The sequence below is a fragment of the Streptomyces sp. NBC_00310 genome (assembly GCF_036208085.1).
GTDB lineage: Bacteria > Actinomycetota > Actinomycetes > Streptomycetales > Streptomycetaceae > Streptomyces.
On record NZ_CP130714.1, the window covers coordinates 2,042,689 to 2,069,424 of the forward strand.

Annotated in this window: 25 protein-coding genes, 1 pseudogene and 1 riboswitch; of the genes and pseudogenes, 9 read left to right on the top strand and 17 right to left on the bottom strand. The window is 70.3% G+C overall.

What is annotated here, in order from left to right:
* Positions 1 to 6: 6 nt before the first annotated feature.
* Complete coding sequence (locus OG202_RS09045) at positions 7 to 1,338, bottom strand: aminotransferase class I/II-fold pyridoxal phosphate-dependent enzyme (protein ID WP_328222582.1); 1,332 nt, start codon at positions 1,336 to 1,338, stop codon at positions 7 to 9.
* A gap of 35 nt (positions 1,339 to 1,373) precedes the next feature.
* Between OG202_RS09045 and OG202_RS09050 the strand changes: the two genes are divergently transcribed.
* On the top strand, positions 1,374 to 2,075 hold the full coding sequence (locus tag OG202_RS09050) for a pyridoxamine 5'-phosphate oxidase family protein (RefSeq protein ID WP_328222583.1): 702 nt from the start codon (positions 1,374 to 1,376) through the stop codon (positions 2,073 to 2,075).
* Positions 2,076 to 2,252: 177 nt separating this feature from the next.
* On the opposite strand, the gene OG202_RS09055 is transcribed toward OG202_RS09050, so the two are convergent.
* Together OG202_RS09055 and OG202_RS09060 are read right to left on the bottom strand one after the other, a co-directional pair.
* Positions 2,253 to 3,260 carry an EamA family transporter gene (locus tag OG202_RS09055; protein ID WP_326584224.1) on the bottom strand — a complete coding sequence of 336 codons (1,008 nt, stop codon included), beginning with the start codon at positions 3,258 to 3,260 and terminating at the stop codon, positions 2,253 to 2,255.
* A 75-nt stretch (positions 3,261 to 3,335) separates the two neighbouring features.
* Positions 3,336 to 3,905: a Clp protease N-terminal domain-containing protein gene (locus OG202_RS09060; RefSeq protein ID WP_405892955.1), complete on the bottom strand. Its 570-nt coding sequence runs from the start codon at positions 3,903 to 3,905 to the stop codon at positions 3,336 to 3,338.
* Between the two features lie 189 nt (positions 3,906 to 4,094).
* Here OG202_RS09060 and OG202_RS09065 point away from each other — a divergent pair.
* Both OG202_RS09065 and OG202_RS09070 read left to right on the top strand, forming a co-directional pair.
* A pseudogene (locus OG202_RS09065) lies at positions 4,095 to 4,277 on the top strand (hypothetical protein); the annotation flags it as partial.
* Positions 4,278 to 4,398: 121 nt separating this feature from the next.
* On the top strand, positions 4,399 to 4,827 hold the full coding sequence (locus tag OG202_RS09070) for a type II toxin-antitoxin system Rv0910 family toxin (protein ID WP_326584221.1): 429 nt from the start codon (positions 4,399 to 4,401) through the stop codon (positions 4,825 to 4,827).
* A gap of 104 nt (positions 4,828 to 4,931) precedes the next feature.
* Here the strand turns inward: OG202_RS09070 and OG202_RS09075 are convergent, their stop codons facing one another.
* Positions 4,932 to 5,570 (bottom strand): PadR family transcriptional regulator, encoded by a 639-nt coding sequence (locus tag OG202_RS09075; RefSeq protein ID WP_327730662.1) that lies wholly within the window; start codon positions 5,568 to 5,570, stop codon positions 4,932 to 4,934.
* A 109-nt stretch (positions 5,571 to 5,679) separates the two neighbouring features.
* On the opposite strand from OG202_RS09075, the gene OG202_RS09080 reads away from it, so the two are divergent.
* The 3 genes from OG202_RS09080 to OG202_RS09090 all read left to right on the top strand — a co-directional run bounded on the left by OG202_RS09080 (position 5,680) and on the right by OG202_RS09090 (position 8,133).
* Positions 5,680 to 6,339: an HAD family hydrolase gene (locus tag OG202_RS09080; RefSeq protein WP_327730661.1), complete on the top strand. Its 660-nt coding sequence runs from the start codon at positions 5,680 to 5,682 to the stop codon at positions 6,337 to 6,339.
* An 80-nt stretch (positions 6,340 to 6,419) separates the two neighbouring features.
* On the top strand, positions 6,420 to 7,199 hold the full coding sequence (locus tag OG202_RS09085; protein WP_327730660.1) for an SDR family NAD(P)-dependent oxidoreductase: 780 nt from the start codon (positions 6,420 to 6,422) through the stop codon (positions 7,197 to 7,199).
* 124 nt (positions 7,200 to 7,323) lie between these two features.
* Positions 7,324 to 8,133, top strand: a complete 810-nt coding sequence (locus OG202_RS09090) for a PhzF family phenazine biosynthesis protein (RefSeq protein WP_327730659.1) — start codon at positions 7,324 to 7,326, stop codon at positions 8,131 to 8,133.
* Between the two features lie 84 nt (positions 8,134 to 8,217).
* Here the strand turns inward: OG202_RS09090 and OG202_RS09095 are convergent, their stop codons facing one another.
* Both OG202_RS09095 and OG202_RS09100 read right to left on the bottom strand, forming a co-directional pair.
* Entirely contained in the window at positions 8,218 to 9,018 is an 801-nt protein-coding gene (locus tag OG202_RS09095; RefSeq protein WP_326584216.1) for a CPBP family intramembrane glutamic endopeptidase, read from the bottom strand.
* Positions 9,019 to 9,107: 89 nt separating this feature from the next.
* The gene (locus OG202_RS09100) at positions 9,108 to 10,622 is read right to left on the bottom strand and encodes a glutamate--cysteine ligase (RefSeq protein ID WP_327730657.1); all 1,515 of its coding nucleotides are present in this window, start codon (positions 10,620 to 10,622) and stop codon (positions 9,108 to 9,110) included.
* Positions 10,623 to 11,196: 574 nt separating this feature from the next.
* Here OG202_RS09100 and OG202_RS09105 point away from each other — a divergent pair.
* Complete coding sequence (locus OG202_RS09105; protein ID WP_326584214.1) at positions 11,197 to 11,781, top strand: hypothetical protein; 585 nt, start codon at positions 11,197 to 11,199, stop codon at positions 11,779 to 11,781.
* Between the two features lie 398 nt (positions 11,782 to 12,179).
* Positions 12,180 to 12,386 (top strand): DUF5999 family protein, encoded by a 207-nt coding sequence (locus OG202_RS09110; protein WP_326584213.1) that lies wholly within the window; start codon positions 12,180 to 12,182, stop codon positions 12,384 to 12,386.
* A gap of 115 nt (positions 12,387 to 12,501) precedes the next feature.
* Here OG202_RS09110 and gcvP read toward each other — a convergent pair whose 3' ends face one another.
* Positions 12,502 to 15,387, bottom strand: a complete 2,886-nt coding sequence (gene gcvP, locus OG202_RS09115; RefSeq protein WP_327730655.1) for an aminomethyl-transferring glycine dehydrogenase — start codon at positions 15,385 to 15,387, stop codon at positions 12,502 to 12,504.
* 172 nt (positions 15,388 to 15,559) lie between these two features.
* Positions 15,560 to 15,656, bottom strand: a riboswitch (glycine riboswitch).
* A 123-nt stretch (positions 15,657 to 15,779) separates the two neighbouring features.
* On the opposite strand from gcvP, the gene OG202_RS09120 reads away from it, so the two are divergent.
* A complete protein-coding gene (locus tag OG202_RS09120) occupies positions 15,780 to 16,148 on the top strand; it encodes a PRC-barrel domain-containing protein (RefSeq protein WP_326584211.1) in 369 nt (122 codons plus the stop codon).
* A 326-nt stretch (positions 16,149 to 16,474) separates the two neighbouring features.
* On the opposite strand, the gene OG202_RS09125 is transcribed toward OG202_RS09120, so the two are convergent.
* From OG202_RS09125 to OG202_RS09170, 10 genes are all read right to left on the bottom strand, one after another.
* Complete coding sequence (locus OG202_RS09125) at positions 16,475 to 17,827, bottom strand: DNA polymerase IV (RefSeq protein WP_328222584.1); 1,353 nt, start codon at positions 17,825 to 17,827, stop codon at positions 16,475 to 16,477.
* 58 nt (positions 17,828 to 17,885) lie between these two features.
* Positions 17,886 to 18,530: a MerR family transcriptional regulator gene (locus OG202_RS09130; protein ID WP_327730652.1), complete on the bottom strand. Its 645-nt coding sequence runs from the start codon at positions 18,528 to 18,530 to the stop codon at positions 17,886 to 17,888.
* Positions 18,531 to 18,885: 355 nt separating this feature from the next.
* The gene (locus OG202_RS09135; protein WP_005475662.1) at positions 18,886 to 19,359 is read right to left on the bottom strand and encodes a bifunctional nuclease family protein; all 474 of its coding nucleotides are present in this window, start codon (positions 19,357 to 19,359) and stop codon (positions 18,886 to 18,888) included.
* A gap of 84 nt (positions 19,360 to 19,443) precedes the next feature.
* On the bottom strand, positions 19,444 to 20,199 hold the full coding sequence (gene ftsR, locus OG202_RS09140; protein WP_326584208.1) for a transcriptional regulator FtsR: 756 nt from the start codon (positions 20,197 to 20,199) through the stop codon (positions 19,444 to 19,446).
* 42 nt (positions 20,200 to 20,241) lie between these two features.
* Positions 20,242 to 21,213 carry an FHA domain-containing protein gene (locus OG202_RS09145; RefSeq protein ID WP_327730651.1) on the bottom strand — a complete coding sequence of 324 codons (972 nt, stop codon included), beginning with the start codon at positions 21,211 to 21,213 and terminating at the stop codon, positions 20,242 to 20,244.
* Between the two features lie 61 nt (positions 21,214 to 21,274).
* Positions 21,275 to 22,150, bottom strand: a complete 876-nt coding sequence (locus tag OG202_RS09150) for a DUF881 domain-containing protein (RefSeq protein WP_327730650.1) — start codon at positions 22,148 to 22,150, stop codon at positions 21,275 to 21,277.
* Positions 22,151 to 22,155: 5 nt separating this feature from the next.
* Complete coding sequence (locus OG202_RS09155) at positions 22,156 to 22,488, bottom strand: small basic family protein (protein ID WP_326584205.1); 333 nt, start codon at positions 22,486 to 22,488, stop codon at positions 22,156 to 22,158.
* Positions 22,485 to 23,387 carry a DUF881 domain-containing protein gene (locus OG202_RS09160; RefSeq protein ID WP_327730649.1) on the bottom strand — a complete coding sequence of 301 codons (903 nt, stop codon included), beginning with the start codon at positions 23,385 to 23,387 and terminating at the stop codon, positions 22,485 to 22,487. The genes OG202_RS09155 and OG202_RS09160 overlap by 4 nt, the downstream gene beginning before the upstream one ends.
* Positions 23,388 to 23,485: 98 nt before the next feature.
* Positions 23,486 to 25,981: a mannose-1-phosphate guanyltransferase gene (locus OG202_RS09165; RefSeq protein ID WP_326584203.1), complete on the bottom strand. Its 2,496-nt coding sequence runs from the start codon at positions 25,979 to 25,981 to the stop codon at positions 23,486 to 23,488.
* Between the two features lie 114 nt (positions 25,982 to 26,095).
* The gene (locus OG202_RS09170; protein WP_033528917.1) at positions 26,096 to 26,704 is read right to left on the bottom strand and encodes a CDP-alcohol phosphatidyltransferase family protein; all 609 of its coding nucleotides are present in this window, start codon (positions 26,702 to 26,704) and stop codon (positions 26,096 to 26,098) included.
* Between the last annotated feature and the right edge of the window lie 32 nt (positions 26,705 to 26,736).

Consider the following 26,736-nt stretch of genomic DNA (forward strand, 5'->3'; position numbering starts at 1 on the left):
ACGACCTCACGCGTACCCCGTCCCCGCCCCCGGCCCGATCGCCGAGGCCACCGCGTCCGCCACCCTCCCGATCTCCTCCTCGGTGAGGGTGGAGACGGTGATCCGGATCCCCTGCGGGGCCCTCATCCGGAAGCGAGCGCCGGGCGCGACGGCCCAGCCCGCGTGCAACAGCCGGGCGACCGCGCCGGTCTCGTCCGGGACCCGGATCCACACGTTCATCCCGCTGACCCCGTGCGCCTCGACCCCGCGCCGCGCGAGGGCGCCGATCAGCGCGTCCCGCCGCCGCCCGTACGCCGCCGCCACGGCCGGAGCGTCCACCGCGTCACCGGACCACAGCCGCACGACGGCCCGCTGCACCACCCGGCTCACCCAGCCCGGCCCCAGCCGCTGGCGTCCCCGCACCCGGTCGACGGTGGCGGCGTCCCCGGTGAGCACCGCCAGCCGCAGGTCGGGGCCGTACGCCTTGGCGACCGACCGCACGAACGCCCAGCTACGGGTGACCTCGGCCAGCGGATGGGGGGGCTGGTCGACGATCCGGTAGCCGTGGTCGTCCTCGATGAGCAGGGTCTCCGGATGCTCCCTCAGCACGGACCGCAGGGCACGCGCGCGTGCGGCGCTCACGGCCGCGCCGGTCGGGTTCTGCGCCCGGTCGGTGACGATCAGGGCCCGCGCCCCGGCCGCCAGCGCCTGGCGTACGTCGTCGGGGAGCGGCCCTTCGTCGTCGACGCCGACCGGGACGACGCGCAGTCCGAGCGCCGGGACGAGGTCGAGCACACTGCCCCAGCCGGGGTCCTCGACGGCGACGGCGTCCCCGGACTTGAGGTGGACGGCCAGAACCCGCTCGATGGCGTCGAGAGACCCGGAGGTGACGGTGACCGGCCCGCCCGGCACCCCGTCGGCGTCCAGGTCGGCCCGCGCGATCCGCGCCAACTCGGGTTCCACGGCCGCCGATCCGTACAGCACGGGCTCGCGGTCGCCCTGCTCGGCGGCGGCCGCGAAGACCTGCGCCAGGCGCGGCAGCAAGGTCGTGTCGGGATTTCCGTCGGCGAGGTCGCGCACCCCTTCCGGCACGTCCACCCGGATGTACTCGCGCCCCGTAGTCGCCGGCCGGGGCCGCACACGGCTCCCCCGCCGCCCGGCGGTCTCGATGACCCCGCGCTCGCGCAGCGTGCGGTAGGCGGCCGCGACGGTGTTCGGGTTCACCCCCAGACGATCCGCCAACTCCCGCATGGGCGGCAGCAGTTGACCGGGCTCCAACTCGCCCTCCCCCACCGCCCGCTCGACGCTCGCCGCAATCTCCGCCGCACGCCGCCCCGTGATCATGTATTCTCCTAGCACAAAGCAGATTATGCACTAGCGCAATGGAGAACGCAATGACGGGGACCCCTCGGTCGACGACACCACAGCCGACGACTCCACCGCCCGCCGCCTACACCCCCACCGACCGCACCGTCCCCACCCGGGGCACACAGAAGGCCTCGTACGACAGGGAACTGGTGCACGCGATACTCGACGAGGGGTACGTCTGCCACCTCGGCTTCGTGCGCGACGGTGCCCCGGTGGTGCTGCCCACGCTGTACGGCCGGGTCGGCGAGACGCTCTACGTGCACGGTTCGACGGGCTCGCGTCCGCTGCGGATGACGGGCCAGGCCGACCCGGGCCTCCCGGTGTGCGTGACGGTGACGCACGTGGACGCGCTGATCCTGGCCCGCTCCGCCTTCCACCACTCGATCAACTACCGCTCGGTCGTGGTGCACGGCACCGCCCACCAGGTCACCGCCCCGGAGGAGCGCCGGATCGCCCTGGACGCCCTCGTCGACCATGTCGTGCCGGGCCGTTCGCAGGACTCCCGGCCCGCCAACGGCAAGGAGTTCGCGGCCACCGCCGTGATCCGCCTCGATCTGAACGAGGTCTCCGCCAAGACCCGCACCGGCGGCGTCAACGACGAGCCCGAAGACCTCGCCCTCGCGCACTGGGCCGGCGTCGTCCCCCTCCGCAAGGGCTACGAGACCCCGATCCCCGACCCCGACCTGGCACCGGGCACCGAACTCCCCGACTACCTCAAGACCCTGTGATGCCCGTCCGGCGGGCAGCCGGGGCGATCCGTCTGCCCGCCGGCCCACCGCGCCCGCACCTCAAGGGCCGCGGGGAACCGCACGAGCAACCACACCCGCCCCGCTGACCACGAGACCCCAACGGGGCTTCCAGCGGGCCGGCCGGAGCCGCTCGTCCCCTCATCAGCCTCATCGGCCTCATCGGCGACGCCCCACCGACAGCTCCGGTTCGACACCCTCCCCGCCGGACGCCACCGGCCGCGGCGAACTCCTCCCCGGCGCGGACCGCTGCGCGACGAACGCCCCGGCCAACACCACCGCCCCGCCCACGAGCTGCGGCGCAGACAGATGCTCCCCCAGCAGCACCCACGCGAGCACGGTCGCCACCACCGCCTCCAGGCACCCCACCACCCCCGCCACCTGCGGAGACAACCGCCGCACAGCCACCACGCCGGTGACATACGCGAGCACCGTGGCGATCAGCACGACCCACCCGAGCAGCAACCACGCCGGGACAGCCGTGCCGTCCATCCGCGCGACACCCCCGAGCACCGCCCACTCCATCCCCCACGGCCGGGCCACCACCGTGAGCACCACCGCGCCCACCAGCAAGCCGTAGGCGATGACCCCGAGGGGATCCGGCGCCTCCGCCCCCGCGTCGCTCCCCTGGTCGGACAGCACGAAGTACCCGGCCTGACAGCAGGCGGCCCCGAGCGCGAGCAGCAGCCCCAGCGGGTCGAAGCTCAGCCCCGACCAGATCTCGACGACACAGGCGAGGCCACCGACCGCGAGGACGACCCCGACCGCCGCGGCCCGCGTCACCGGCCGCCGCTGCACGAACCGCACCCAGCCGAGGACGATGGCCGGGCCGAGGTACTCCACGAGGAGGGCGACGCCGACGGGGATGCGGGAGATCGACGCGAAGTAGAAGGCCTGCACACCGGCCACGGCGAACAGGCCGAACCCGACGAGCAGCGCGGGCCGCCGGCGCACCAGATCCCGGTGCCGCACGGCCAGCGGCAGCATCACCAGCGCGGCGCCCACCACGCGCAGCCACACCACATGCAGTGGGTCGAGCCCCGCCTCGATGAGCGGTTTGGCCGCGGTGCCCGATCCGCCGAACGCGACCGCCGACCCGAGCGCGAGCACCAGCCCGGCCCCGGGCCCGCGTTGTCCCTGACTCCCCTGAGACGTATGCACCGGCACATGATGACAGCCGACGACAGGAGCGTCACCCCCGATGACACCTGTCTCACCGACTGGACCCCGGGTGGGCGCGGATCAACGCTCCCCTTCTCCGCCCACCACGTACGCCTCGCCCCGGCCCTCGCCCGTCCTCGCGATCCGCCGCGCCACCGCCCCCACGTCGACGCCCATGGTGCCCAGCACTTCCACCGCCCTCGACCCCGCGGCCGCGACCAGCACCGCGAGCAGATCGACGCCGTGGGCCGACCACTCGCCCCGCCGCACGGCACGGTCGTACGCCTGCGTCATCGCCCGGGCCGCCACCGGCGACCAGCCGGGCGTGCCCGGCACCCCCGGGACGACACCGGCATCCTCGACACCGATCCGCCAGCGCAGTCCGTAGCCGATGCTGCGCTGCACCAGATAGCCGAGCAGCCGGGCGACCTGCGGGGCGTCGAACACGGCGCGGACCTCGGGGTCGGACTCCAGGAGCGCGTGCAGCAGATGAGCGGTGTCGATCTGCCGGTCCCCGTCACGGAGGGCCCGTCTGCGCGCACCGGTGACCACCGAGGCCAACTCATCCGTGAGCCTGCCCTCGGTCTCCACGTGGTCCGGACCATGGTCGACGGCCGACTGCCGGGGAATACGGGATCGCACGCCCTCCACCCCATCAGTTCCGCCACCCCCGGGTCATCCACGAAAGGAAGCATCTTCGCGTCCGACACAGGTTGCGCAGGGAGGGCCCTCGTCTCCTCCCTACGGATGAGATCCGATCGCTCCCGCCCCAGGGGCGCGCGCCGCCTCGCCCCGCGCCCCGCTCGCAACCGCATCGCACCGGCGCTCGTCCCTCACGGCATGGAGAGCGGGTGCTGGCTGGTGACCCTGCCGGCGATCGACGGCAGGCAGTGCGTGTACCGGGTGTACGCCCCCGAGAACGCGTTGCCCGCCGACCTGTTCCGGGAGGCCCGGCACTGCCACGACGAGAGCCGTCTCCCGCGCGCGTGGGACCTGTTCGACGCGGCGCTCATCCGCCAGGTGCGCCAGGTGCGCCAGGCACCCGGCTACCCGGGCCCACTCCTGACAGTTCATCAGTATTGAATGTTCCGAGCCGCACGGCTACGTTCCGCGACACCACCGTCCGAGACGAAGGGGTTGTCGCATGGCCGATGTCAGCGCGGAGGCACGCATCGAGGCGCCCGCCGAGCAGGTCTGGGCCCGGCTCGTCGACTGGTCCGCGTACGGCGAGTGGAACACGACCCACACCGCCTTCCCCAAGGGCGGCCCGGAGACCCTCGCGGTGGGCGGCACCTTCCAGGAGAACCTGAAGCTCATGGGCTTCCCGGCGGAGGTCGAGTGGACCATCGCCGAGCTGGAACCCGCGCGCACCCTGGCCATCCGCGGCAAGGGCCCCATGGCCGTGGACCTCGCCACCCGCTACACCCTCATCCCCGACGGTGACGCCACCACGGTCCGCATCGACGGCCGGTTCACCGGCGCGGCCGTCTCCCTGATGGCGGGCAAGCTCAAGGACTCCGCCACGGCCGCGCTCGGCGAGTCCCTGCGCAAGCTGGGCGGTCTCATCACCTGACCCCACACCCCCGCCCACCCCACGCGCGCGCCCCGCGCGCAGAAAGGCGCCCCGCGGACCTGTCCGCGGGGCGCCTTCTCTCACATGTCATCCACGCACTGCCGTCAGTCCTCGTCGGCGAGGATCAGGTACAGCTTCTTGCGGGCTTCGTTGATCACCGACAGCGCCTTGTCGCGCTGGTCCTTGTCGCCGGTCTTCCAGACCTGGCCGAACGCCTCCATCAGACCGAAGCCGGCCTGCCGGATCTCGCTCAGCGCCTCCCAGTCGACCCCGCGCCCGGCCTCCTCCCAGGGAGCCTCGGGCCCTTCTTCGGCCGCGGTGCGACCGGCCTCGGTGAGCGAGAACAGCTTCTTGCCGCCCTCGCTCGCGCTGGCGATCAGCCCCTCGTCCTCCAGCAGCTGGAGGGTGGGGTACACCGAGCCCGGACTGGGCTTCCACGCCCCGCCACTGCGCTCGGCGATCTCCTGGATCATCTCGTAGCCGTGCATGGGCCTGTCCTTGAGAAGGGCCAGGATCGACGCGCGTACGTCGCCCCGCCGCGCCCTCCCCCTGGGTCCGCCTCGGCCGCGCCCACCCCAGGGGCCCCCACCGAAGGGTCCGAACGGCCCGGGACCACCATGGCCCGGCCCGAAGGGCCCGAAGGCGGCGCGCGGCGCCTCGCCGTCACCTCGGCCGCGAGGGTGCTCCCCACCACGGCATCCATGTCCACGCTCGAATCCGAAGTCCTGTCCACGGGAACGCATCGCCATCACTCCATTCCATCGTTGATCTGTCGCGATGCCTCAACGATATATCGGGAACTGTCGCCTGGCAACCCCCGACTCGGCACGCCGTCGTGCTCTACTGCCGCACATGCCCTTGCTGCTGCTCGACCTCGACAACACCCTGATCGACCGCGACGCGGCCTTCCGTGACGCCGCGGCCGCCTTCCTCGCCGAGCACGGCCTGCCCGACGCCGACCTGGCGTGGGTGACGGCCGTCGACGCCGGCGGCTACACCCCGCGCCACGAGGTCGGCGCCGCCCTGACCGACCGCTACGAGAACGCGGTGCCGCCCGCCGCCGTCCGCGCCCTGCTCGACACCGGCGCCGCCGACCGCGTCGTCCTGGCACCCGCCACCCGCGAGGCATTGGAAAAAGCAAGGGCAGGCGGTTGGACCCCTGTGATCGTCACCAACGGCCGAACCGTCCAGCAGGAAGCGAAGATCCGCAACACCGGGCTCGACCGGCTCGTCCAGGGCTGGGTCGTGTCCGAAGCCGTCGGCCACAAGAAGCCCGAACCGGAGATCTTCCACGCCGCGGCCGCCACCGTCGGCCTCGCCCTGCCCAGCGCGTGCGTCATCGGCGACTCGCCGCACGCCGACATCGCCGGGGCGGAGGCACTCGGTCTGCGCAGCGTGTGGGTGGCGAACGGCCGGGCCTGGGCCCAGGACGCGTACCGGCCCACGTACATCGCAGCGGACGTCACCGCCGCGATCGACCACGTCATCGACACCCGGACCCCACCGGAATGACCGGGCCGGGGAATTGCGGTGCAGGACACCGCCGCTCCCCCGCACACCATCGCCGTCGACGCGCCCTCTAGGGTGCGGGAATGATCTCCGACACCTACCTCTCCGAACTGTTCTCGCTGGACGGCCGGGTCGCCGTGGTGACGGGCGGCAGCTCCGGCATCGGCAAGGCCATCGCCGGGGCCCTCGCCCGGGCGGGAGCGAGCGTGGTGATCGTCGCGCGCAAGGAGGCGGAGCTGACGGCCACGGTCGAGGAACTGACGGCGGACGGCTGCCGGGCGGCCTGGGTGAGCGGCGACCTGAGCACCCGTGCCGGTGTGCGCGCGGCGGCGGAGCAGACGGTCGAGGCGTTCGGCGAGCCCGACATCCTCGTCAACAGCGCCGGCATCAACCTGCGTCCGCCGCTGAGCGAGCTGGGCGAGGACGTGTGGGACACCACCATGGCCGTGAACCTGGACGCGCCCTTCCTGCTGGGCCAGCGTTTCGGGCCCGGCATGGCCGAGCGGGGCTACGGCCGCATCATCCACATCACCTCCCAGCAGGCCCACCGGGCGTTCGTCCGAAGCGGCGCGTACGGCGTCTCCAAGGGCGCCTTGGAGTCGCTGGCCCGCTCGCAGGCCGAGGAGTGGTCGCCCCACGGCGTCACCTGCAACACCCTGGTCCCCGGCTTCGTCCCGACCCCGCTCAACACGCGGCTGTCCTCCGACCCGGAGAAGGTGGCCGCGCTCGCCGCCCGCACCCTGGCCGGCCGCAACGGCCAGGCCGACGACTTCGCCGGAGCCGCCGTGTTCCTGGCCGGCCGCTCCGCCGGCTACATCACCGGGCAGGCGATCTTCGTCGACGGCGGCTTCTCCGTCCACTAGCCCGCCCTTCCCGCGCCATACGGATGCCGGCCCCCGGGAATGGCCTGGATGGCCCCGAAAAACCGGTCCACCATCCCGGAATTGGACTTGGTCCGTGGCGTCACCGACCGCCTAGCGTCGTCCCATGCGCATTCGTATCGTCGACGCCTTCACCGACCGCCCCTTCTCCGGCAACCCCGCCGGAGTTCTCCTCCTCGACGCCTTCCCGGACGACGCCTGGCTGCAGAACGTGGCCAAGGAGGTCAACCACGCCGAGACCGCGTTCGCCCACCCCCTCCCCGAGGGCGGCGAGGCCGACTGGGCACTGCGCTGGTTCACGCCGGTCGCCGAGGTGGCACTGTGCGGCCACGCCACACTGGCCACCGCACACGTCCTGACCAGCACGAACACCCATGAAGGCCCGGTGCGGTTCGCCACGCGCAGCGGAGTGCTCATCGCCACGCCCCGGCCGGACGGCACCCTCACCCTGGACTTCCCGACCGCGCCCCTCACTCCAGTCCCCGTCCCGGACGGCGTCGCCGAGGCCCTGGGCGCCGAGCCGCTCAGCGCCTTCGACACCGGCCCGAACGTCGGCGACCTGCTGGTCGAGCTCGCGGACGAGAAGACGGTCCGGGGCCTCGCCCCCGACCTTCGGGCCCTCGGCCGCTACTCCGAGCGCGGCATGATCGCCACCGCCCGCGCCGCGGACCCCGCCGCCGGCCACGACTACGTCTCGCGCTGCTTCTTCCCCAACCTCGGCATCGACGAGGACCCGGTCACGGGCAGCGCCCACACCGCCCTCGCCCCCTACTGGTCCGAGCGCCTGGGCAGCCCGGAGCTCACCGGCCTCCAGGCCTCCCCCCGCTCGGGCCACGTCCGCACCGAACTCCGCGGCGATCGCACCCTGCTCTCCGGCCGCGCGGTCACGGTCATCGACGGCGACCTCCTCGCCTGACCGCACCACCCTCACCGCACGCCGTGACGTCACGGCCGTGACCGAACGGCCGTGACGGCGCGGCCCTGCCCGTACGGCCGTCTCTCACGGGGTGGGCAGCCAGCCCACCTTCCCCGCCAGCAGCGCGTACCCGACGAACGCCCCGATGTCGAGCAGCGAGTGGGCCACCACGAGCGGGCCCACTCGGCCCCATCGCCGGTAGAGATAGACGAACACCACGCCCATCACCATGTTGCCGACGAACCCGCCGATGCCCTGATAGAGGTGGTACGAGCCGCGCAGCACCGAGCTGGCCGCCAGCGCGCTCCCCGGTGACCAGCCCAGCTGCTGGAGCCGGCGCAGCAGGTACCCGACCACGATGACCTCTTCGAGGACCGCGTTCTGGATCGCGGAGAGGATCAGTACGGGGTACTTCCACCACACCTCGGGCAGCGCCTCCGGCACCACGGTGAGGTTGAAGCCGAGGCCGCGCGCCGCCAGATAGAAGGCGATCCCGGTGCTGCCGATCACCGCGGCGATCGCCGCGCCCCGGCCGAGGTCGGGCCACGGCTTCGTACGGTCGAACCCGAGGGTGCGCAGCCCCGCGCCCTCGCGCAGCAGGAAGTGCGCGACCAGGGCGACGGGCACCAGGGCGGTCGTGATCCCGAAGAGCTGCCACGCGAGGTCGAGCCAGGGCCGGCCCGGCGCGGCCGAGGCGTTCATGGTGGCCGCCTGGTCCTTCAGCCCGCCCGGCTTGGTGACCGATCCGATGAAGCTGATCAGCGCGGACACCCCGCTCGCGCCGAGCGAGATCCCGAGCACGAGCAGCGTCTCGTCCCTCAGAACCCGTCGGCCCGGCCGCTCCCACGGCACCGCGTCCTCCACCGACTCCGCCTGCCCCTGCACCCACGCCTCCAGTTGTCCGGCCCCGCCGAGGGTCCATCATCACCCGCGGCGGTCCGGAACATTCCGGCGGCTGCCTCGCAGACGGCCCCTCAGCCCAGCGGCACCGGCTCCGGCAGCCCCACCGGCCAGCTGTGGACCGGCTCCCCGGAGTGCATCAGCTCGCCGTAGCGCCGCGTCGTGGCGGCCAGCGCCGCATCCCGGCCAAGGCCCTTGGCCAGAGCCCGATGGAACGTTTCCACCTGCCAGGACGCCCCGTTGGCCCGGCGCCGGCAACGCTCCTCGATCACCCCGAGGTAGAAGTCCCGGTCGACCGGCTCGACACCCCACGCGTCCAGCCCCGCCTCGGCAAGCGGCAACAGCTCGTCCCGTACGAGGTTCACCGCGTCCACCGGTCCCACCCCGCCGTACCGCCCGCGCGGCCACTGCAACCGCGCCTCGATGCCGTGCCGGCACGCCTCGTCGAAGTTGGCGGCGGCCGCCTCGAACGGCAGCCGCGTCCAGACGGGCCGCGACTCCTCGGCGAGGGCGCGCACGACCCCGTAGTAGAAAGCCGCGTTGGCGATCACGTCCGTGATGGTCGGCCCGGCGGGCAGTACCCGGTTCTCGACGCGCAGGTGCGGGACCCCGTCGGCGATGCCGTAGACAGGCCGGTTCCAACGGTAGATCGTGCCGTTGTGCAGGGTGAGTTCGGCGAGTGAGGGAACACCGCCCGCGTCGAGGACGCCCATCGGATCCTCGTCGTCGCAGATCGGCAGCAGCGCCGGGAAGAACCGCAGGTTCTCCTCGAAGAGGTCGTACGCCGAAGAGATCCAGCGCTCCCCGAACCAGGTGCGCGGCCGTACCCCCTGGGCCTGGAGTTCGGGCGGCCGGGTGTCGGTGGACTGCTGGAACAGCGGCGGCCGCGACTCGCGCCACAGCTCGTGCCCGAACAGGAAGGGCGAGTTGGCGCCGATGGCGACCTGTGCGGCGGCGACCGCCTGGGCGGCGTTCCACACGTCGGCGAACCGGCCCGGGGTGACCTGGAGGTGCAACTGCACGGAGGTGCAGGCGGCTTCGGGCGCGATGGACTTCGAGGTGCAGACGAGCCGCTCCACCCCGTCGATGTCCAGGGTGAAATCCTCACCTCGGGCGGCGACGATCTGATCGTTCAGCAGGGTGTAGCGGTCGCCGGCGGAGAGGTTCGAGGAGACCAGGTCGTCACGGCCCAGTGTGGGCAGAATGCCGATCATCACGATTCCCGCGCCCACCTCGATCGCCTTGCGGTCGGCATACGCGAGGGAGGTGCGCAGCTCCTCGGAAAGCTGGTCGAATACCCGCCCGCCCAACCGGTGTGGAGCTATGTTGACTTCCAGATTGAACATGGCGAGTTCTGTTTGGAAATCTCGGCTCGCAATCCGCTCAAGTACTTGCGCATTCATCATTCTCGGCAGACCGTCGCCGTCGACGAGGTTCAGCTCGATCTCCACCCCCATGAGGTTCTTGGGGCGGTCGAACCGCTTCTCCTCCAGCAGTCGCGCCAGCCCCGCCAGGCACTGCCGAAGCTTGTCGCGGTACTGCTGACGATCGGAGAGGCCGAACGGCCCCGCCACGACCTTCTCTCCCATCTAGGTGTCCCTCCTTGGATGGGTGGGCAGGCCGACGAACCGGCCACTGCTGTCCCGGGTCCACGGATGATGATGCCCCCGTAGAGCCACTGATAACGTCCCGAGCGCGACCTGCGCACGCTAGGCTGAACCCGGTTGCCTCCGACCTTATTCACTCGGCGTGCTTCTGGCACATTCAGCGGGCAAGAATGAGCACGCGCTTTCCGCCTGTTGCGCTTTCGTGAAAAGCGCCGACGGGAACCGGCCGTCCGCTACGCGACGGTAATCCGAGGTCACCGACGTACCCCCACGGGAAAACGGGGTTCCACCCATGTTCCGGCGACCGGATACCGCCTTGCTCTTCATATCCGGAACGGCTAGACGAAACATCGTGTGAACACGTGTCGTATAAACTCCGCAAACGAGGCTGAGAGCCGGCACTCGCGGTCCTCGGTCCTGCCGTCAGGCCACACGCGGCGGACCCTACCCACGCACCGGACCCCGGGCACCCGTCTCTCCGATCCCCGAGAGCTGACAGCGCCGTCCGCCCCCGCCCTCGCGCCACCGTGCCTGTCGAATTGAGAGGCGACCCACCATGCCGCTGCATGTACCCCCGGCTCCCGCGCCCGCCCTGCGCACCGTCCTCACGGCACTCGGTTCCCCCACCGCCGTCCACGAGGCGCGAACCCCCTCCCTGAAGAACGCACAGGGCCCCGCCACACCCGAACTCCCGCTGCCCCTCCACGTACTCGACCGGATCACCCCGGAGGGCACGGGCACGGCCCGGCTCACCGGATGGCGGTTCCTGATCCGCTGCGGCGACCGCGCCGTGGCCGCCGCCGAGACCCGGCTGACCCCGGACGGCTGGGCGTTCTCGCACTTCTTCGAGGGCCCGTACATCGCCTCCACCGAACGCGCCCTGCGCCAGGCCGAGGTCATGCAGCAGCCCTACCAGCCACGCCTGCTGTCGGTGCCCGAGCTGTACATGCTCACGCTCTGGCTGCACGCCGACCCCACCGCCGACGGCGCCACCGGCCACCCGGCACCCTCCGACCTACTGGTCCCGCTGGCGCCCGCACCACCCGGCATCGCGGCCCACCGCCCCCACCGGGTCGCCGATCTCCTCCCGGTACTGACCATCCGGCTGACGCCCGCTCCACTCCTGGGATCGCCCGCCTGAAACCAGGGCCGCCTCGCCCTTCGTACCGCTTGCGCCCCGCCACCGATATCCCGGTGACGGGGCGCTTGTATGCCCCTACCGAGAATTGCCGCTCTTTCGGGCGTCAATACGCTCGTACGAGCTATTCACAGGCCTTCCCGCCATCGGACTAGCCCCATCCGACCACTGCGAACCACCCGAAGGGGCAGTGCGGTTCGGATGAACCGTCCACGCGGGCGATGCGTCATCAACCTGTGAAGAAGCCGTGCTGCGAAATGCCTGCGGATTGACGCCCGTGGGGCAACACTGGGACCGGACCGATTTATCAACGGGGGGCGGCCATGAACGGGGCTTCAAGCCGCGGGACAGACAAAACAGCCATCTCAGACCACACGACAAACCGAGAGATCCCAACAATCATGTGCCAGCACCAGCCACTGTGCCCGACAGCCGAATCCGCCGACCGGGAAGGCGCCCGACTCATGGCGCACCACCCGGAGCAGGGATGGAGCCTGCTCTGCAACGGCGTTCTGCTCTTCGAGGACACCGGTGAGCTCCTGCCGGACGGCCAGATCATCGCCCCACACCGCCCCATGGGCACCGACACGGTGATGACGGCCGCCTGAGCGCACTCACGTGCGCGCAGGGCGAGCGTCCCCGCACAGGACGTCCGCCCGAACAGACGAGGGGCCGGCCGGAGAAGCACTCTCCGAACCGGCCCCGACGCGTATCCGCGCCCGACTACTCTTCGTAGGCGTCCAGCGGCGGGCAGGAACAGACCAGGTTCCGGTCGCCGAAGGCCTGGTCGATCCGGCGCACCGGCGGCCAGTACTTGTCGGCGGGCGAGACCCCGGCCGGGAAGACCGCCTCCTCACGCGTGTAGGCGTGCTCCCACTCCCCGCCGAGCGCGGCGGCGGTGTGCGGCGCGTTGCGCAGCGGGTTGTCGTCCGCCGGCCACTCGCCCGAGCCGACCTTCTCGATCTCCGCGCGGATCGCGATCATCGCCTCGCAGAACCGGTCCAGCTCGCCGAGGTCCTCCGACTCGGTCGGCTCGATCATCAGCGTCCCGGCCACCGGGAACGACATCGTCGGCGCGTGGAAGCCGTAGTCGATCAGCCGCTTGGCGATGTCGTCGACACTCACCCCGGTCGACTTGGCCAGCGGCCGCAGGTCGATGATGCACTCGTGCGCCACGAGCCCGCCCGGGCCCGTGTACAGCACCGGGTAGTGCGGCTCCAGCCGCTTGGCGATGTAGTTGGCGCTGAGCACCGCCACCTGTGTGGCCCGCTTGAGCCCCTCACCGCCCATGAGCCGGACGTACGCCCACGAGATCGGCAGGATGCCCGCCGAACCCCAGGGAGCGGCGGAGATCGGGCCCACACCCGTCTCAGGACCGGCAGCGGGCTGCAGCGGATGGTTCGGCAGGTACGGCGCGAGGTGCTCGCGCACCGCCACCGGCCCGACGCCCGGCCCGCCGCCGCCGTGCGGGATGCAGAACGTCTTGTGCAGGTTCAGGTGCGAGACGTCACCGCCGAAGTGGCCCGGCTTGGCGAGACCCACCAGCGCGTTGAGGTTGGCGCCGTCGACGTACACCTGGCCGCCCGCGTCATGCACCTGGGCGCAGATCTCGGCCACGTGCTCCTCGAACACCCCGTGCGTCGAGGGGTACGTGATCATCAGCACGGACAGCTCGTCGCGGTACTGCTCGATCTTGGCCCGCAGATCCTCGACGTCGATCTCGCCGTCCTCGGCGGTCTTCACGACGACGACCTTCATCCCGGCCATGACGGCGCTCGCCGCGTTGGTGCCGTGCGCCGAGGACGGGATGAGACACACGGTCCGCTGCTCGTCGCCACGGGCCCGGTGGTACCCGCGTACGGCCAGCAGCCCGGCCAGCTCACCCTGCGAACCCGCGTTCGGCTGCAGGGACACCTTGTCGTACCCGGTGGCCTCCGCCAGCCGCTCCTCCAGCTCACGAATGAGCGTGAGGTACCCCTGCGCCTGCCCGGCGGGCGCGAACGGGTGCAGCTGCCCGAACTCCGGCCACGTCACCGGCTCCATCTCGGTGGTCGCGTTGAGCTTCATCGTGCAGGAGCCCAGCGGGATCATCCCCCGGTCCAGCGCGTAGTCCCGGTCGGCGAGCCGGCGCAGGTAGCGCAGCATCGCGGTCTCGGAGCGGTACTCGTGGAACACCGGGTGCGTGAGGTAGTCGTCCGCCCGCAGCAGCGCCTCGGGCAGCGTGTCCGCCGCGGCGTCGTCGAGGGCCTCGACGTCCCCCTCCACCCCGAACGCGGTCCATACGGCCCCCAGCTGCGCCCTCGTCGTCGTCTCGTCGCAGGAGATCGACACCAGGTCGGCGTCCACGAGGTGCAGGTTCACGCCATGTTCCCGCGCGGCGGCCACGACCTCACCGGCCCGCCCCGGCACCCGCACGGTGAGCGTGTCGAAGTACGCGCCGTGCACGACGTCGATCCCTCCGGCCGTGAGTCCCGCGGCGAGCACGGTGGCGTACCGGTGCGTACGCCGGGCGACGGTCCGCAGCCCCTCCGGCCCGTGGTACACGGCGTACATGCCGGCCATCACGGCGAGCAGCACCTGAGCCGTGCAGATATTGCTGGTCGCCTTCTCCCGACGGATGTGCTGCTCACGCGTCTGCAGGGCGAGCCGGTACGCCTTGTGTCCGTCCGCGTCCACGGAGACGCCCACGAGCCGCCCGGGCAGACTGCGCGCGAACTTCTCCCGTACGGCCATGTAGCCCGCGTGCGGCCCGCCGAAGCCCATCGGCACACCGAACCGCTGCGTCGTCCCCACCGCGATGTCGGCGCCGAGCTCACCCGGGGAGACCAGCAGCGTGAGGGCGAGCAGGTCGGCGGCGACGGTGACGAGCGCGCCGAGCTCGTGCGCCTGCTCGATGACCGGCTTCAGATCCCGTACGACACCGGAGGCACCCGGGTACTGCAACAGCACCCCGTTGATCTCCCGCGCGGCGATGTCGGCCGGAATCCCCTCACCGAGGTCGGCGACGACGACCTCGACACCGGTCGGCTCGGCACGGGTCTCGATCACGGCGATCGTCTGCGGCAGCACGTCCGCGTCGACGAGGAAGAGGCCCTTCTTGTTCTTCCCCATACGCCGGGAGAGCGCCACGGCCTCGGCGGCGGCGGTGCCCTCGTCGAGCAAGGAGGCGCCGGAGGTGGGCAGCCCGGTCAGATCGGCGACCATGGTCTGGAAATTGAGAAGGGCCTCTAGCCGCCCCTGGGAGATCTCGGGCTGATACGGCGTGTAGGCGGTGTACCAGGCCGGGTTCTCCATGACATTCCGCAGAATGACGGGCGGCGTGAACGTCCCGTAGTACCCGAGCCCGATCATCGATCCGAGCACCTGGTTGCGGTCCGCCAGCGAACGCAGCTCGGCGAGGACCTCGGCCTCGGTGCGCGCGCCCGGCAGATCCAGCGCCTCGGCGTTCTTGATCACGTCCGGGACCGCGGCGGCCGTCAGCTCGTCGAGCGAGCCGTATCCGACGTGCGCGAGCATCTTGGCCCGGGCTTCGACGTCCGGTCCGATATGGCGCCGCTCGAAGGGGATTCCCTGTTCGAGCTCGGAGAGCGGGATGCGATGGGCGGTCATTACGGAGGCCTCCTGGTCTGACACGACCTTCGAGGGGCACCACGGCACGGGTGCCCGTACGGCCTCCCCCTCTGTCATCTCAACCTGAGAGCTTCACCGGTCCAGGTGCGGACCGGCTTTCACCGTCGGTGAGAGCGGAAGCCGTGACACCCGCCCTGCTTTCCAGAGTGACCTCGTCCATGCGGTACGTGAGCCTGAGAGATTCCGGGGAGGATTTGCTCCTTCGGCGCCTCCGGATGGTGTCCGGAGGACTCTCCCGCACGGGGTCAGCAGCCGGTGCCAGCGTATCAGCGCGGTCCACGCACGAGTCTTCGAGTGGCCACCTTCCCCAATGTGCCTTTTCGTAGGGGTGAGGATGATTCGCGACTCCTCTGCGACCTCTTGGAGGGCCCGTGCAGACCGACATCGATCCGCGCAACCTGATCGGCCGCAAGGCGTTCGACCGCAAGGGCAGCAAGATCGGCACCGTGGACGAGGTCTACCTCGACGACGCCACCGGCATCCCCGAGTGGGCGGCGATACGCATGGGCTTCTTCGGTCGCGACGCCTTCGTACCCCTGGAGCCGAGCGAACTGATCGAAGGCACCCTCCGCGTCCCCTTCGACCGCGCCCTCATCAAGGACGCCCCCGACTTCGGCGTCGGCCGCCACCTCTCCCCCGAACAAGAACTCCAGCTCTACCACCACTACGGCCTCGACCTGGCCCCACCCCCGCCCATGGACCACGACTTCGGCAACGTGACGGGCCAGGAAGAACCCTGAGCAAGACCCTCATCCCAACCCCCACACGTCTCCCGAGCCCGCTCCCCCTCACCCCCTGCGGCCTCTGCTCCAGCGCACCCCTGCGGCCGCAGAGACTCCCGGCACTCGACCACGCGGCCGCTGACGCTTCTCGCCCCCACCTCGCCCCGCCTCTGACGCACCTCACCCCCACCCCGCGTCTCCCACGCCACTGCCCTCACCCGACGCGGCCCCTCGTGCGGCCCCCTCGGACCCGCGCAAACCCGCGCACTTTCTCGTGTCGGCCCCCTCGCTCCAGCCGCAACGACGCCCCACCCCGACAACGCGGACCGGCAGCCCCACCAGCCTCAGCCCCGCACCGCACCCGGCACCAACGGCAAGGGCTCCGCCTCCTCCAGCGCCGGATCATCGGTCCTGAAGGTCCGTACCCGCCCCGGCCCCACGTCGTCCGGTGTCTCGAACCGCACGGTCACCCGCCCCAGCCCACTCCCCTGCACCCACCCATGCCCGTACTCGGCATGCCGCACGTCGTGCCCGGCCCTCCAGAGCCGCTCCCCGCCCCCACGCTCCTCCACGGCGGACACCTCCGCGGCGGAACCGGCCTCCTCCTCCACCAGGTCCGGCTCCCCGGCCGCCTGCGCGAACAAGTCCTCCTGCGTGTAGTCGGCGAGCCCGCTCACTCCCACCCCCAGCAACCGCACCCCACCCGTCGTGTCCACGGCCTCCAGCAACCGCCCCGCGGCCTCCCGCACCACCGCGGGGTCGTCCGTGGGCCCACGCAACGTCTCGGATCGGGTCAACGTCGAAAAGTCGTACCGTCGCACCTTCAACACGATCGTCCGCCCCGACAGCCCGGCCTCCCGCAGCCTCCGCACACACCGGTCCGCGAGCCGCTGCACCTCCATCCGAACCCGCACCCGGTCGTGGATGTCCACGTCGTACGTGTCCTCCACCGACACCGACTTCGTGTCCCGCTCGGCCACGACCGCCCGGTCGTCCCGCGCCAGCGCCATCGCGTACAGCCCGTGCCCATGGGCCTTCCCCAGCAGCCGTACGACCTCGTCCTCCCCCGCCTCCGCGATCTCCTCGACCGTGGTGATGCCGGCCCGCCGCAGATGATCCCCGGTCGCCGGCCCCACGCCCGGCAGGATCCGCACGGACATCGGCCCCAACAACGCCCGCTCGGTCCCGGGCTCGATCAGCACCAGCCCGTCCGGCTTGGCCTGCTCGGAGGCGATCTTCGCGAGCATTTTGGAGGCCGCGAGCCCCACGGACCCCGTGAGCGCCGTCACCGCCCGTATGTCCGCACGCAGCCGCTCCCCCACCAGCCGCGCCGACTCCGCGTCCCGGGCCGCGCCCCCGGACTCCAGGTCCACGAACGCCTCGTCCAGGCTCAACGGCTCCACCAGTGGCGACAGATCACGCAACAACCCCATGACCTGATCGCTGACCGCCCGGTAGAACGTGAAGCGCGGCGTCAGATACGCGGCGTTCGGCGCGAGCCGGCGCGCCTGCGCCATCGGCATCGCCGAGTGCACCCCGAAGACCCGCGCCTCGTACGAGGCGGTCGCGACCACCCCACGCGGCCCCAGCCCACCCACGACCACGGCTTTCCCCCGCAGACTCGGCTTGGACGCCTGCTCCGCCGAGGCGTAGAAGGCATCCATGTCGAGATGCAGGATCGTGGGCGCGGTTCTCACATCTCCGATGCTGCCCTACGCCACTGACAACGCCCCGTACGACGAGCGGCGGGGCCGGTCAGACCGCCCGGTTCCGCCGCCGCGCGAGCTCGTCCGCCGGATTCTGGCCCACGAGCGTCTCCCCCGTGTCGACCCGCTCCCCGTGCAGCTGCGAGAGAGCGCTTTCCACATCACGCCAGACCACCCCTACGGCGATCCCGAAGACCCCCTGGCCGCCCTGGAGCAGGGCGTGGACCTCGTCGGGCGAGGTGCACTCGTAGACCGTCGCCCCGTCACTCATCAGCGTCATCCGCTCCAGATCGCTGAAGCCCCGCTCCCGGAGGTGCTGGACCGCGGTGCGGATGTTCTGCAGCGAGACCCCCGTGTCGAGGAACCGTTTCACGATCTTCAGGACGACGACGTCCCGGAAGCTGTAGAGGCGCTGCGTGCCCGAGCCCTGAGCGGACCGCACACTCGGCTCCACGAGACCGGTGCGAGCCCAGTAGTCGAGCTGCCGGTAGGTGATGCCGGCGGCCGCACACGCGGTGGGACCGCGGTAGCCGACGCTCTCGTGCGGCTCGAACTCCGCATCCGCGCTGTCCTGCACGGCCGTGGGCCGCTGCGGGACGTGACCGGCCGCGCTGCCGTGAAGCGGGTACGGGTCACTGTCCCCCAGCATGCGTCCGGGGACACCCCCAGCCGTACCGTCGCCGCTGCTTCTCACGCCGACCTCCGTCCTTGACCTGCCTTATCGACGGTAGGCAGCCACCAGGGGTGCGTCAACGACCACCGCATTCGCCACGCCGAGTGATAATCACCTTGAGAGTGGTTTCCCGTGCCCTCCCGTGGGGAAAGGCTAGCCGAATGCGCTCCGGCCGAGCTGCCTGACAGCGCACTGACCCTGGGCATGTGCCGACCTCCGGAGAGTCACGCCGCCCACGTCTCCGCCCGTCGTTCGCGCGGCGACCTCCCGCAGGCGGCACCCGTGGCCCGTCTCATCCGCCGCGAGAGTCCGCCGACGGCGCGGCGACCGGCGGCGTCAAGGCCCCACAGTCCCGTACGACACGGCCCGCCCGGCCTCACTGACTGTTCGTTCCGAAGTCCTCGGGCGAGATCTGGTCGAGGAACTCGCGGAACTTCTCGACCTCGTCCTCCTGCTCGTCCGGGATCGCGATGCCCGCGTCGTCGAGCACCCCGTCACTGCCGAAGATCGGCGTCCCGGTACGCAAGGCCAGCGCTATGGCGTCGGAGGGCCGGGCACTCACCTCGACTCCACTGGCGAACACCAGCTCCGCGTAGAAGACGCCCTCACGCAGGTCGGTGATGCGCACTTCCGTGAGCTCCTGGCCGACGGCCTCCAGCACGTCCTTGAACAGGTCGTGGGTCAGCGGTCGCGCGGGGGCCATGCCCTGTTGGGCGAAAGCGATCGCCGTCGCCTCCCCCGGCCCGATCCAGATGGGGAGGTAACGGTCGCCTCCCACTTCGCGCAGGAGCACGATCGGTTGGTTGGAGGGCATTTCGACCCGGACACCTACGACATCGAGCTCGTTCACACAGCAACCCTAGGCCGTGCCCGGGATGTTTGGGTAGTCGGGCACAGATCGGCCGACCGATCCGCCCAAGGCGAACACCACGCCTCAGCGGAGCCGTACCCCCAGCGCGCTCTGCACGAGCGCCGCGTGCAGCTTGACCGTGAGCCCCGCCAGCTCCCTCGCACGGTCCTCCGCATGCGCCCTGGTCTGCGGATTACGGTGGAGCCTCAGCGGCGCCACAACCTGGTCGACGAGCCCCGCCTCTCGGTCCGCGGCGGCCCGCATCACCCTCAGATGCCGGGGCTCGATACCGAACCGCCCCAGTTCCACCACAAGCGTGGCGACAGTGAGGACCTCGGCGTCGTACGAGCCGTCCGGCAGCGGGGCCACCAGCCCGTACGACTCCCACTCGGCCAGCTGCTCCTCGTCGATCCCGGCTCCCGCGACGAGCTCGCCGCGCCCGATCCGGGCGGCCGTCGGCTCCTCGGGCTCCCCGAAGAGCTCGCTCAGGCGCTCTCCGTCACCGATGTCGCGCTGGCGCCCCACGGACGGCAGCCGTACGTCCTCACCGCGCTCCAGGGCCTCCAGATACTCACGGATCACCTTGAGCGGCAGATAGTGGTCCCGCTGCATCCTGAGGACGTGTCCGAGCCGCTCGACGTCCTCGGCGCTGAACTTGCGATACCCCGAGGGGGTCCGCTGCGGCTCGATGAGCCCCTCCGACTCCAGGAAACGGATCTTGGAGATCGTCACTTCGGGGAACTCGTCGCGCAGCGCGTTCAGCACCGTGCCGATGCTCATCAGGCCACTGTCCGCGGCGGTGGTGCCGTGGTCGGCACCACCGCTCGTTGTTCGAAGCATGGACCTTCCCTGGGGTCCCCCCGGACACCGTCCGGGGGAGGGTCAGTAGCCCCGCTGGCTCGCGTAGAAGACCAGCCGGTACTTGCCGATCTGCACCTCGTCACCGTTGTGCAGGGCGACCTGGTCGATCCGCTCACGGTTGACGTACGTACCGTTCAGGCTGCCGACGTCGGCGACCGTGAACGAGCCGTCCTGACCCCGGCGGAACTCCACGTGGCGACGCGACACGGTCACGTCGTCCAGGAAGATGTCGCTCTGCGGGTGACGGCCCGCCGTGGTCAGATCGCCGTCCAGCAGGAAGCGGCTGCCCGCGTTCGGACCGCGGCGCACGACCAGCAGCGCCGAGCCGAGCGGCAGCGCGTCGACGGCGGCCTGGGCCTCGGGGGAGAGCGCCGGCAGCTGGGTCTGGCCGGTGACCTCGGAGTCATAGGCCTCGAGGCCGGAGATGGAGATCGTGGAAGTCGTCTCGGACGGACGCTCGGCGGCCGCGCCGGCCCGCAGCGGTGCACCGCAGTTCGAGCAGAAGCGGCTGTTCTCCGCGTTGCGGTTACCGCACCTCGTACACACCAGGGCCGACATCGACGGATCCTCCTGCCGCGGCTGCCCCGCCGGGGCATTGGACGCATACGGGTCTGAAGCAAACCCTCCACCCGTACCTGAGGCTGGCGGTTCCCCGAAACCTATGCGGCCCGACTGGGCAGGGTCAACAGACGGCGCGCCCTGACCTCCGGAAATGTCACCTCCCGGACCAGTGACCTGGTCCCGGAACAGCGGACGCTCACCGTCCTGCCCCTCCGCTTCCGAAGGCTGCACGCGATGGCGGGAGGTCGCGTTGTCGCTGCCCTCTCGCGCGCTCTTGCCGAACAACTTCGCAAACAACTTCACGGGCGATTCCCCTTGACCGAAACAGACCCGCCCGTGGGGCAGGACGAACCCTGACTGAACACACCGGCCGAGCCGGACAACCTCACAACGTCCGTATCCACCAGACAGTTTCCACCACGCACCACCCATTCGGTGCGCCGACCCCCCGCAACCTCATGCCCTGGCCGGACGGGCCCCATGCACCCGCGGTTCACTGGGAGGACGACCGAGCGTAGTCAGGCCGCTTCGCCGCCCGCAAGGCGTCCACGACGATCTTGTCCGCCCGCTGCACGGTCACGGTGGCCTGCTCCTTCTCCAGTGTCTGCACCACGCCTCCGGGGATGTTCAGTGCGGGCTCGAGGTCCTGCGGGTTGCCGATGACCTTGAAACGAAAGGGCTGGGTGATCTTGTTCCCGTCGACCCTGATTCCGTCACCGGAATCGGTCAGGTAAGTGCTGGCCACGACCCGTACGCCGTTCACCTGGATCGCCTCCGCGCCGGCCGCGCGCAGCTCCTGGATCGCGTCGAGCAGCATGTCCGCCTCGACCGTCCCCTTCGTGTCGTCGATCGTCAGTGTGATGCCGGGTCCCTGCGCCGCCACCGTGCCCGCCAGAATGCCGAGTTGCCGTTCCTTCTCGACCGTCTGCTTGCGCGCCTCCTCGGCCTGGTCCGAGCTGTTCTCCAACTCGGTGCGCTGATCCTCGAGACCCTGCTTCTCCTCCTCCAGACGCTGAGTACGGTCATCCAGTTCATCGAGGATGCGTACGAGATCTTCCTGACGTGCTCCGCGCAGTGCGCTGTCGTCGTTGTTGGAGGCCACCTGGATGGCCAGCCCGAAGCCGAGGCCGAACAGCAGGAGGGCCACGATGAGTTGGGCGCGGGTGAAGCGCGGCGGCCACATCCCCTGAGCCAGCCGCTGCCGCCCGGTCAGCTTGCCCTTCTCCTCCTGGGGGGCCTCTCCGGGCCTCTCGGCGGCTGTGGGGGGCACTTCCTGGGGGAGTTCCCGGCGCAGCCGGGTCGTCGGTGTGTCGTCCTCTCCCCCGCTCGGAGTCGGCTTCGGCCTCGGCGTCGCGTCCCGGTCGCTCATCTGCCTCACGCCCGGAAGACGTGCCGGCGGATCGCCGCGGCGTTGGAGAAGATGCGGATACCGAGGACGACCACGACGCCCGTGGACAGCTGGGCACCGACGCCCAACTTGTCGCCGAGGAAGACGATGAGGGCGGCCACGACCACGTTGGACAGGAACGACACCACGAAGACCTTGTCGTCGAAGATGCCGTCCAGCATCGAGCGCAGACCACCGAAGACGGCGTCCAGTGCCGCCACCACGGCGATGGGGAGGTACGGCTCGACCACCACCGGTACCTCGGGCCGGACCAACAGGCCGGCCACGACTCCGAGGACGAGGCCCAGTACGGCGATCACGATGTGCCCTTCTCTGTGCTCGGTTGTGCTGTTCGTACGATCACGCTCGGCGCGGCCGGCACCTTGATGTCGTCCTCGACGGAGATGCCCGTCCGGATGCCGAAGTTCTCATGGAGGGCGTGCAGATACAGCCCGTCGGGGCTGTTCTGGAACCTGGTGCTCAACCGCTGCCCGTCTCCCACCGCGAGGACCGTGTAGGGCGGGGCCAGTGGCTTGTTGTCGACCAGTATCGCGTCGCCGGCGGCCCTGATCGCCGACAGTGCGGTGAGCCGCTGTCCGTTGATCGAGATGGCCTCGGCACCCGACGCCCACAGCCCGTTGACGACCCTCTGCATGTCCCGGTCGCGCACCCGGCCGGTGTCCGAGAACCCGGACGTCTCGCGGGGATCACCGTCACCGCCCTGGCTGGCGCCCTTGGAGTCGTTCACCACGAGCCGGACCCCGGGGCCGTGCACCTCGACGGCGCCCGACAGGATGCCCACCAGGTCGTTCCCGTCGCCGCCGTCGTCCTTGAGCGCCTTGCGCTGCCGCGTGCTCACGTCGTCGCGGAGCTCGTCCACGGAGTCCTCGAGGCTGTCCGCGGCGGCGGTCTCCTCCTGGATGCGGTCGATCAGCTCCTCGCGCTCCTTGGCGACCACGGGAGCGCTTATCCGCGTCTGCGCGGCACCCACCGTCACCACCAGGGCGGCGAGCACCAGACCGACCGCGAGCCCCAGCTTGGCCCGCACCGTCTTCGGCAGGCCCTCGGTGCCCGCGGCCTTCTTGCGGGCGGCTGCCTCGGCGTATCCGTCGTCGAGGCTGTGGTCCATGACGTTGGTGAGCAGCGACATGGAGGCATCCGGACGCGACGGGCGCGTGGGTGTGCTCCGAACGGGGGGCTGCTGCGGCATGCCGCACATCGTCGCACGTCGCGACCACTACCTCCGAATGGCCCCACCGGCGTGCCGGACAGGCCCCGTTGGAGGCACTTGTCCGGCACGCGCGCGTGCGAGGCGGTTCAGCGGCCGGCGCTGTCCACGACCGTCGACCACTCGTCGAGCAGAGCCTGCGCGGAGGCGTCGTCGGGCCCTTCGGCCCACAGATGCGTGACGGCCTCGGCCGGGTCCGGCAGGACCATCACCCACCGACCGTCCGTCTCCACGACCCGCACACCGTCGGTCGTGTCGACGAAGCGGTCCCCGGCCGCTTCCACGACCCGTCGCATCACCAGGCCCTTGACGGCCCACGGTGTCGCGAGATCCCGCTTCAGGACGTGCGCCCGGGGAATCCGGGCGTCGATCTGGCTGAGCGTGAGCTGCGTGCGCGCCACCAGTCCGATGAGCCGCACGAAGGCCGCCGCGCCGTCGAAGACGCTGCTGAACTCCGGCACGATGAAGCCACCGCGTCCGTCACCGCCGAAGATGGTCGTCTCCTCGCCGCCGACCCGCGTGAGGTCGTCAGGCGAGGTGGTCGTCCACTCGACCTGAGTGCCGTGGTACGCCGCGACCTGCTCACCGATCCTCGTGGTGGTCACCGGCAGCGCCACCCGCCCGCTCCGCCGTTCCGCGGCCACCAGGTCCAGCATGACCAGCAGGGCCCGGTCGTCCTCGACGATCCGCCCCTTCTCGTCGACGAGCGAGAGCCGTTCACCGACCGGGTCGAACCGCACGCCGAACGCGGCCCGCGAGGACGCCACGATCTCGCCCAGCCGCACCAGCCCCGACCGCCGCATGTCGCCCGTCTCCGTCGGCCTCGACTCGTCGAGACCGGGGTTGATCGTCAGCGAGTCGACACCCAGCTTGCCGAGCAGACTCGGAAGCACGAGTCCGGCGCTGCCGTTGGAGGCGTCCACGACGACCTTGAGCCCCGACTCGGCGATCCCGGTCGTGTCGACGTTCCGCAGCAACGACCCGGTGTACGAGTCGAACACGCTGGCCGGGAAATACAGGTCCCCGATCTCTCCCGGGAACGCCCGCCGGTACTCCTGCCGCGCGAACACCCGGTCCAGCTTTCGCTGGCTGGCCTGCGACAGATCGGCGCCCTGCCCGTCGAAGAACATGATGTCGACGGAGTCCGGAACCCCCGGCGTCGTCCGAATCATGATCCCGCCGGCACTGCCCCGCGCGGTCTGCTGCCGCGCGACGGGCAGCGGTACGTTCTCCAGATCCCGTACGTCGATGGCGCTGGCCTGCAGCGCCGAGATGACCGCCCGCTTCAGCGCACGAGCACCTCGGGAGTGGTCACGGGCAGTGGTGACCGTGGAGCCCTTCTTGAGCGTCGTGGCGTACGCTCCGGCGATTCTCACGGCCAGCTCGGGGGTGATCTCCACGTTCAGGATGCCGGAGACTCCACGGGCGCCGAACAGATGCGCCTGTCCCCGGGACTCCCAGATCACCGAGGTGTTGACGAAGGCGCCGGCCTCGATCGTCTTGAAGGGATAGACGCGTACGTTCCCCTGGATGATCGATTCTTCGCCGACGAGGCACTCGTCGCCGATGACGGCGCCGTCCTCGATCCGCGCGGCCCGCATGATGTCGGTGTTCTTGCCGACCACACATCCGCGGAGATTGCTGTGCTGCCCGATGTAGACGTTGTCGTGGACTACGGCCTTGTGCAGAAAGGCCCCGCTCTTCACGACGACATTCGAGCCCACGACGGTGTGTTCACGGATCTCGGCGCCGGCTTCGACCTTGGCGTAGTCCCCGATGTACAGCGGCCCGCGCAGCACGGCGTCGGGGTGCACTTCGGCGCCTTCGGCGATCCACACACCCGGCGAGAGCTCGAACCCGTCGAGCTCGACGTCGACCTTGCCCTCGAGGACGTCGGCCTGGGCCTTCACATAGCTCTCGTGCGTACCGACGTCCTCCCAGTAGCCCTCGGCGACATAGCCGTAGACCGGCTTGCCCTCCTTCATGAGCTGCGGGAAGACATCGCCGGACCAGTCGACGGGAACATCGGCCTCGACGTAGTCGAAGACCTCGGGCTCCATCACATAGATGCCCGTGTTGACGGTGTCCGAGAAGACCTGACCCCAGGTCGGCTTCTCCAGGAACCGCTCGACCTTGCCTTCCTCGTCCACGATGGTGATACCGAATTCCAGCGGATTCGGCACCCGTGTCAGACAGACGGTGACCAGCGCACCCTTTTCCTTGTGGAAATTGATGAGCTCGGTGAGGTCGAAGTCGGTAAGGGCATCGCCGGAGATGACGAGGAACGCATCGTCCTTCAGCGCTTCCTCGGCGTTCTTGACGCTCCCGGCGGTACCGAGTGGCTTCTCCTCATTGGCATAGGTGAGCTCCATGCCGAGCTCCTCGCCGTCACCGAAGTAGTTCTTGACGAGTGACGCCAGGAACTGGACAGTAACGACGGTCTCGTTGAGCCCATGCCTTTTGAGCAGCCTCAGTACGTGCTCCATGATCGGGCGGTTCGCCACGGGCAGGAGCGGCTTGGGCATGCTCGAGGTCATGGGGCGAAGGCGTGTGCCTTCACCTCCGGCCATCACGACGGCCTTCATGTCGGAAGCGTCCTCCTTGAAGAGACACGGTCTAGCCGACTTCACCCGTCCAGATTGTCCCGCATATGTCCGACGCGGGCCATCGAGCCTCTACGGCCGTTCAATCGGGCGGGCTCAATCGGCCATGGCGTCCGCACTGACGAGTCGGCGGACCTGAACCACGTAGAGGATTCCTGCCCACCAGTACAGCGTTGTACCCCATCCGGCGAACGCCCATCCGAAAATAGCAGCGAGTGACGAGATCCATCCACTTCCGTCACTGAGCAGCAGCAACGGGAAGGCGTACATCAAGTTGAAGGTAGCCGCCTTCCCGAGGAAGTTCACCTGCGGCGGCGGATAGCCGTGCCGCCTGAGGATGCCCACCATCACCAGCAGGACCAGTTCCCGCAAGAGCAGTACAGCGGTCAACCACAATGGCAGAATCTCGCGCCAGGTGAGTCCCACCAGAGTTGACAGAATGTACAACCTGTCAGCTGCGGGATCGAGAAGCCGGCCAAGACTGCTGATCTGGTTCCAGCGCCGCGCCAGCATGCCGTCCAGATAGTCGCTGACGCCGCTGAGAGCGATCACCAGGAAGGCCCAGCCGTCGACCTTGGGGCCGCCGAACTCGGGCCAGAGAACCAACCACAGGAAGACGGGCACGCCAACGAGCCGCGCCATGCTGAGAATGTTCGGGATGGTGAGGACCCGGTCCGTCTGGACCCGGGTCTCCTGTACCTCCACCCGGGGGCCTCCTGTGGGAAATGAGCCAACGA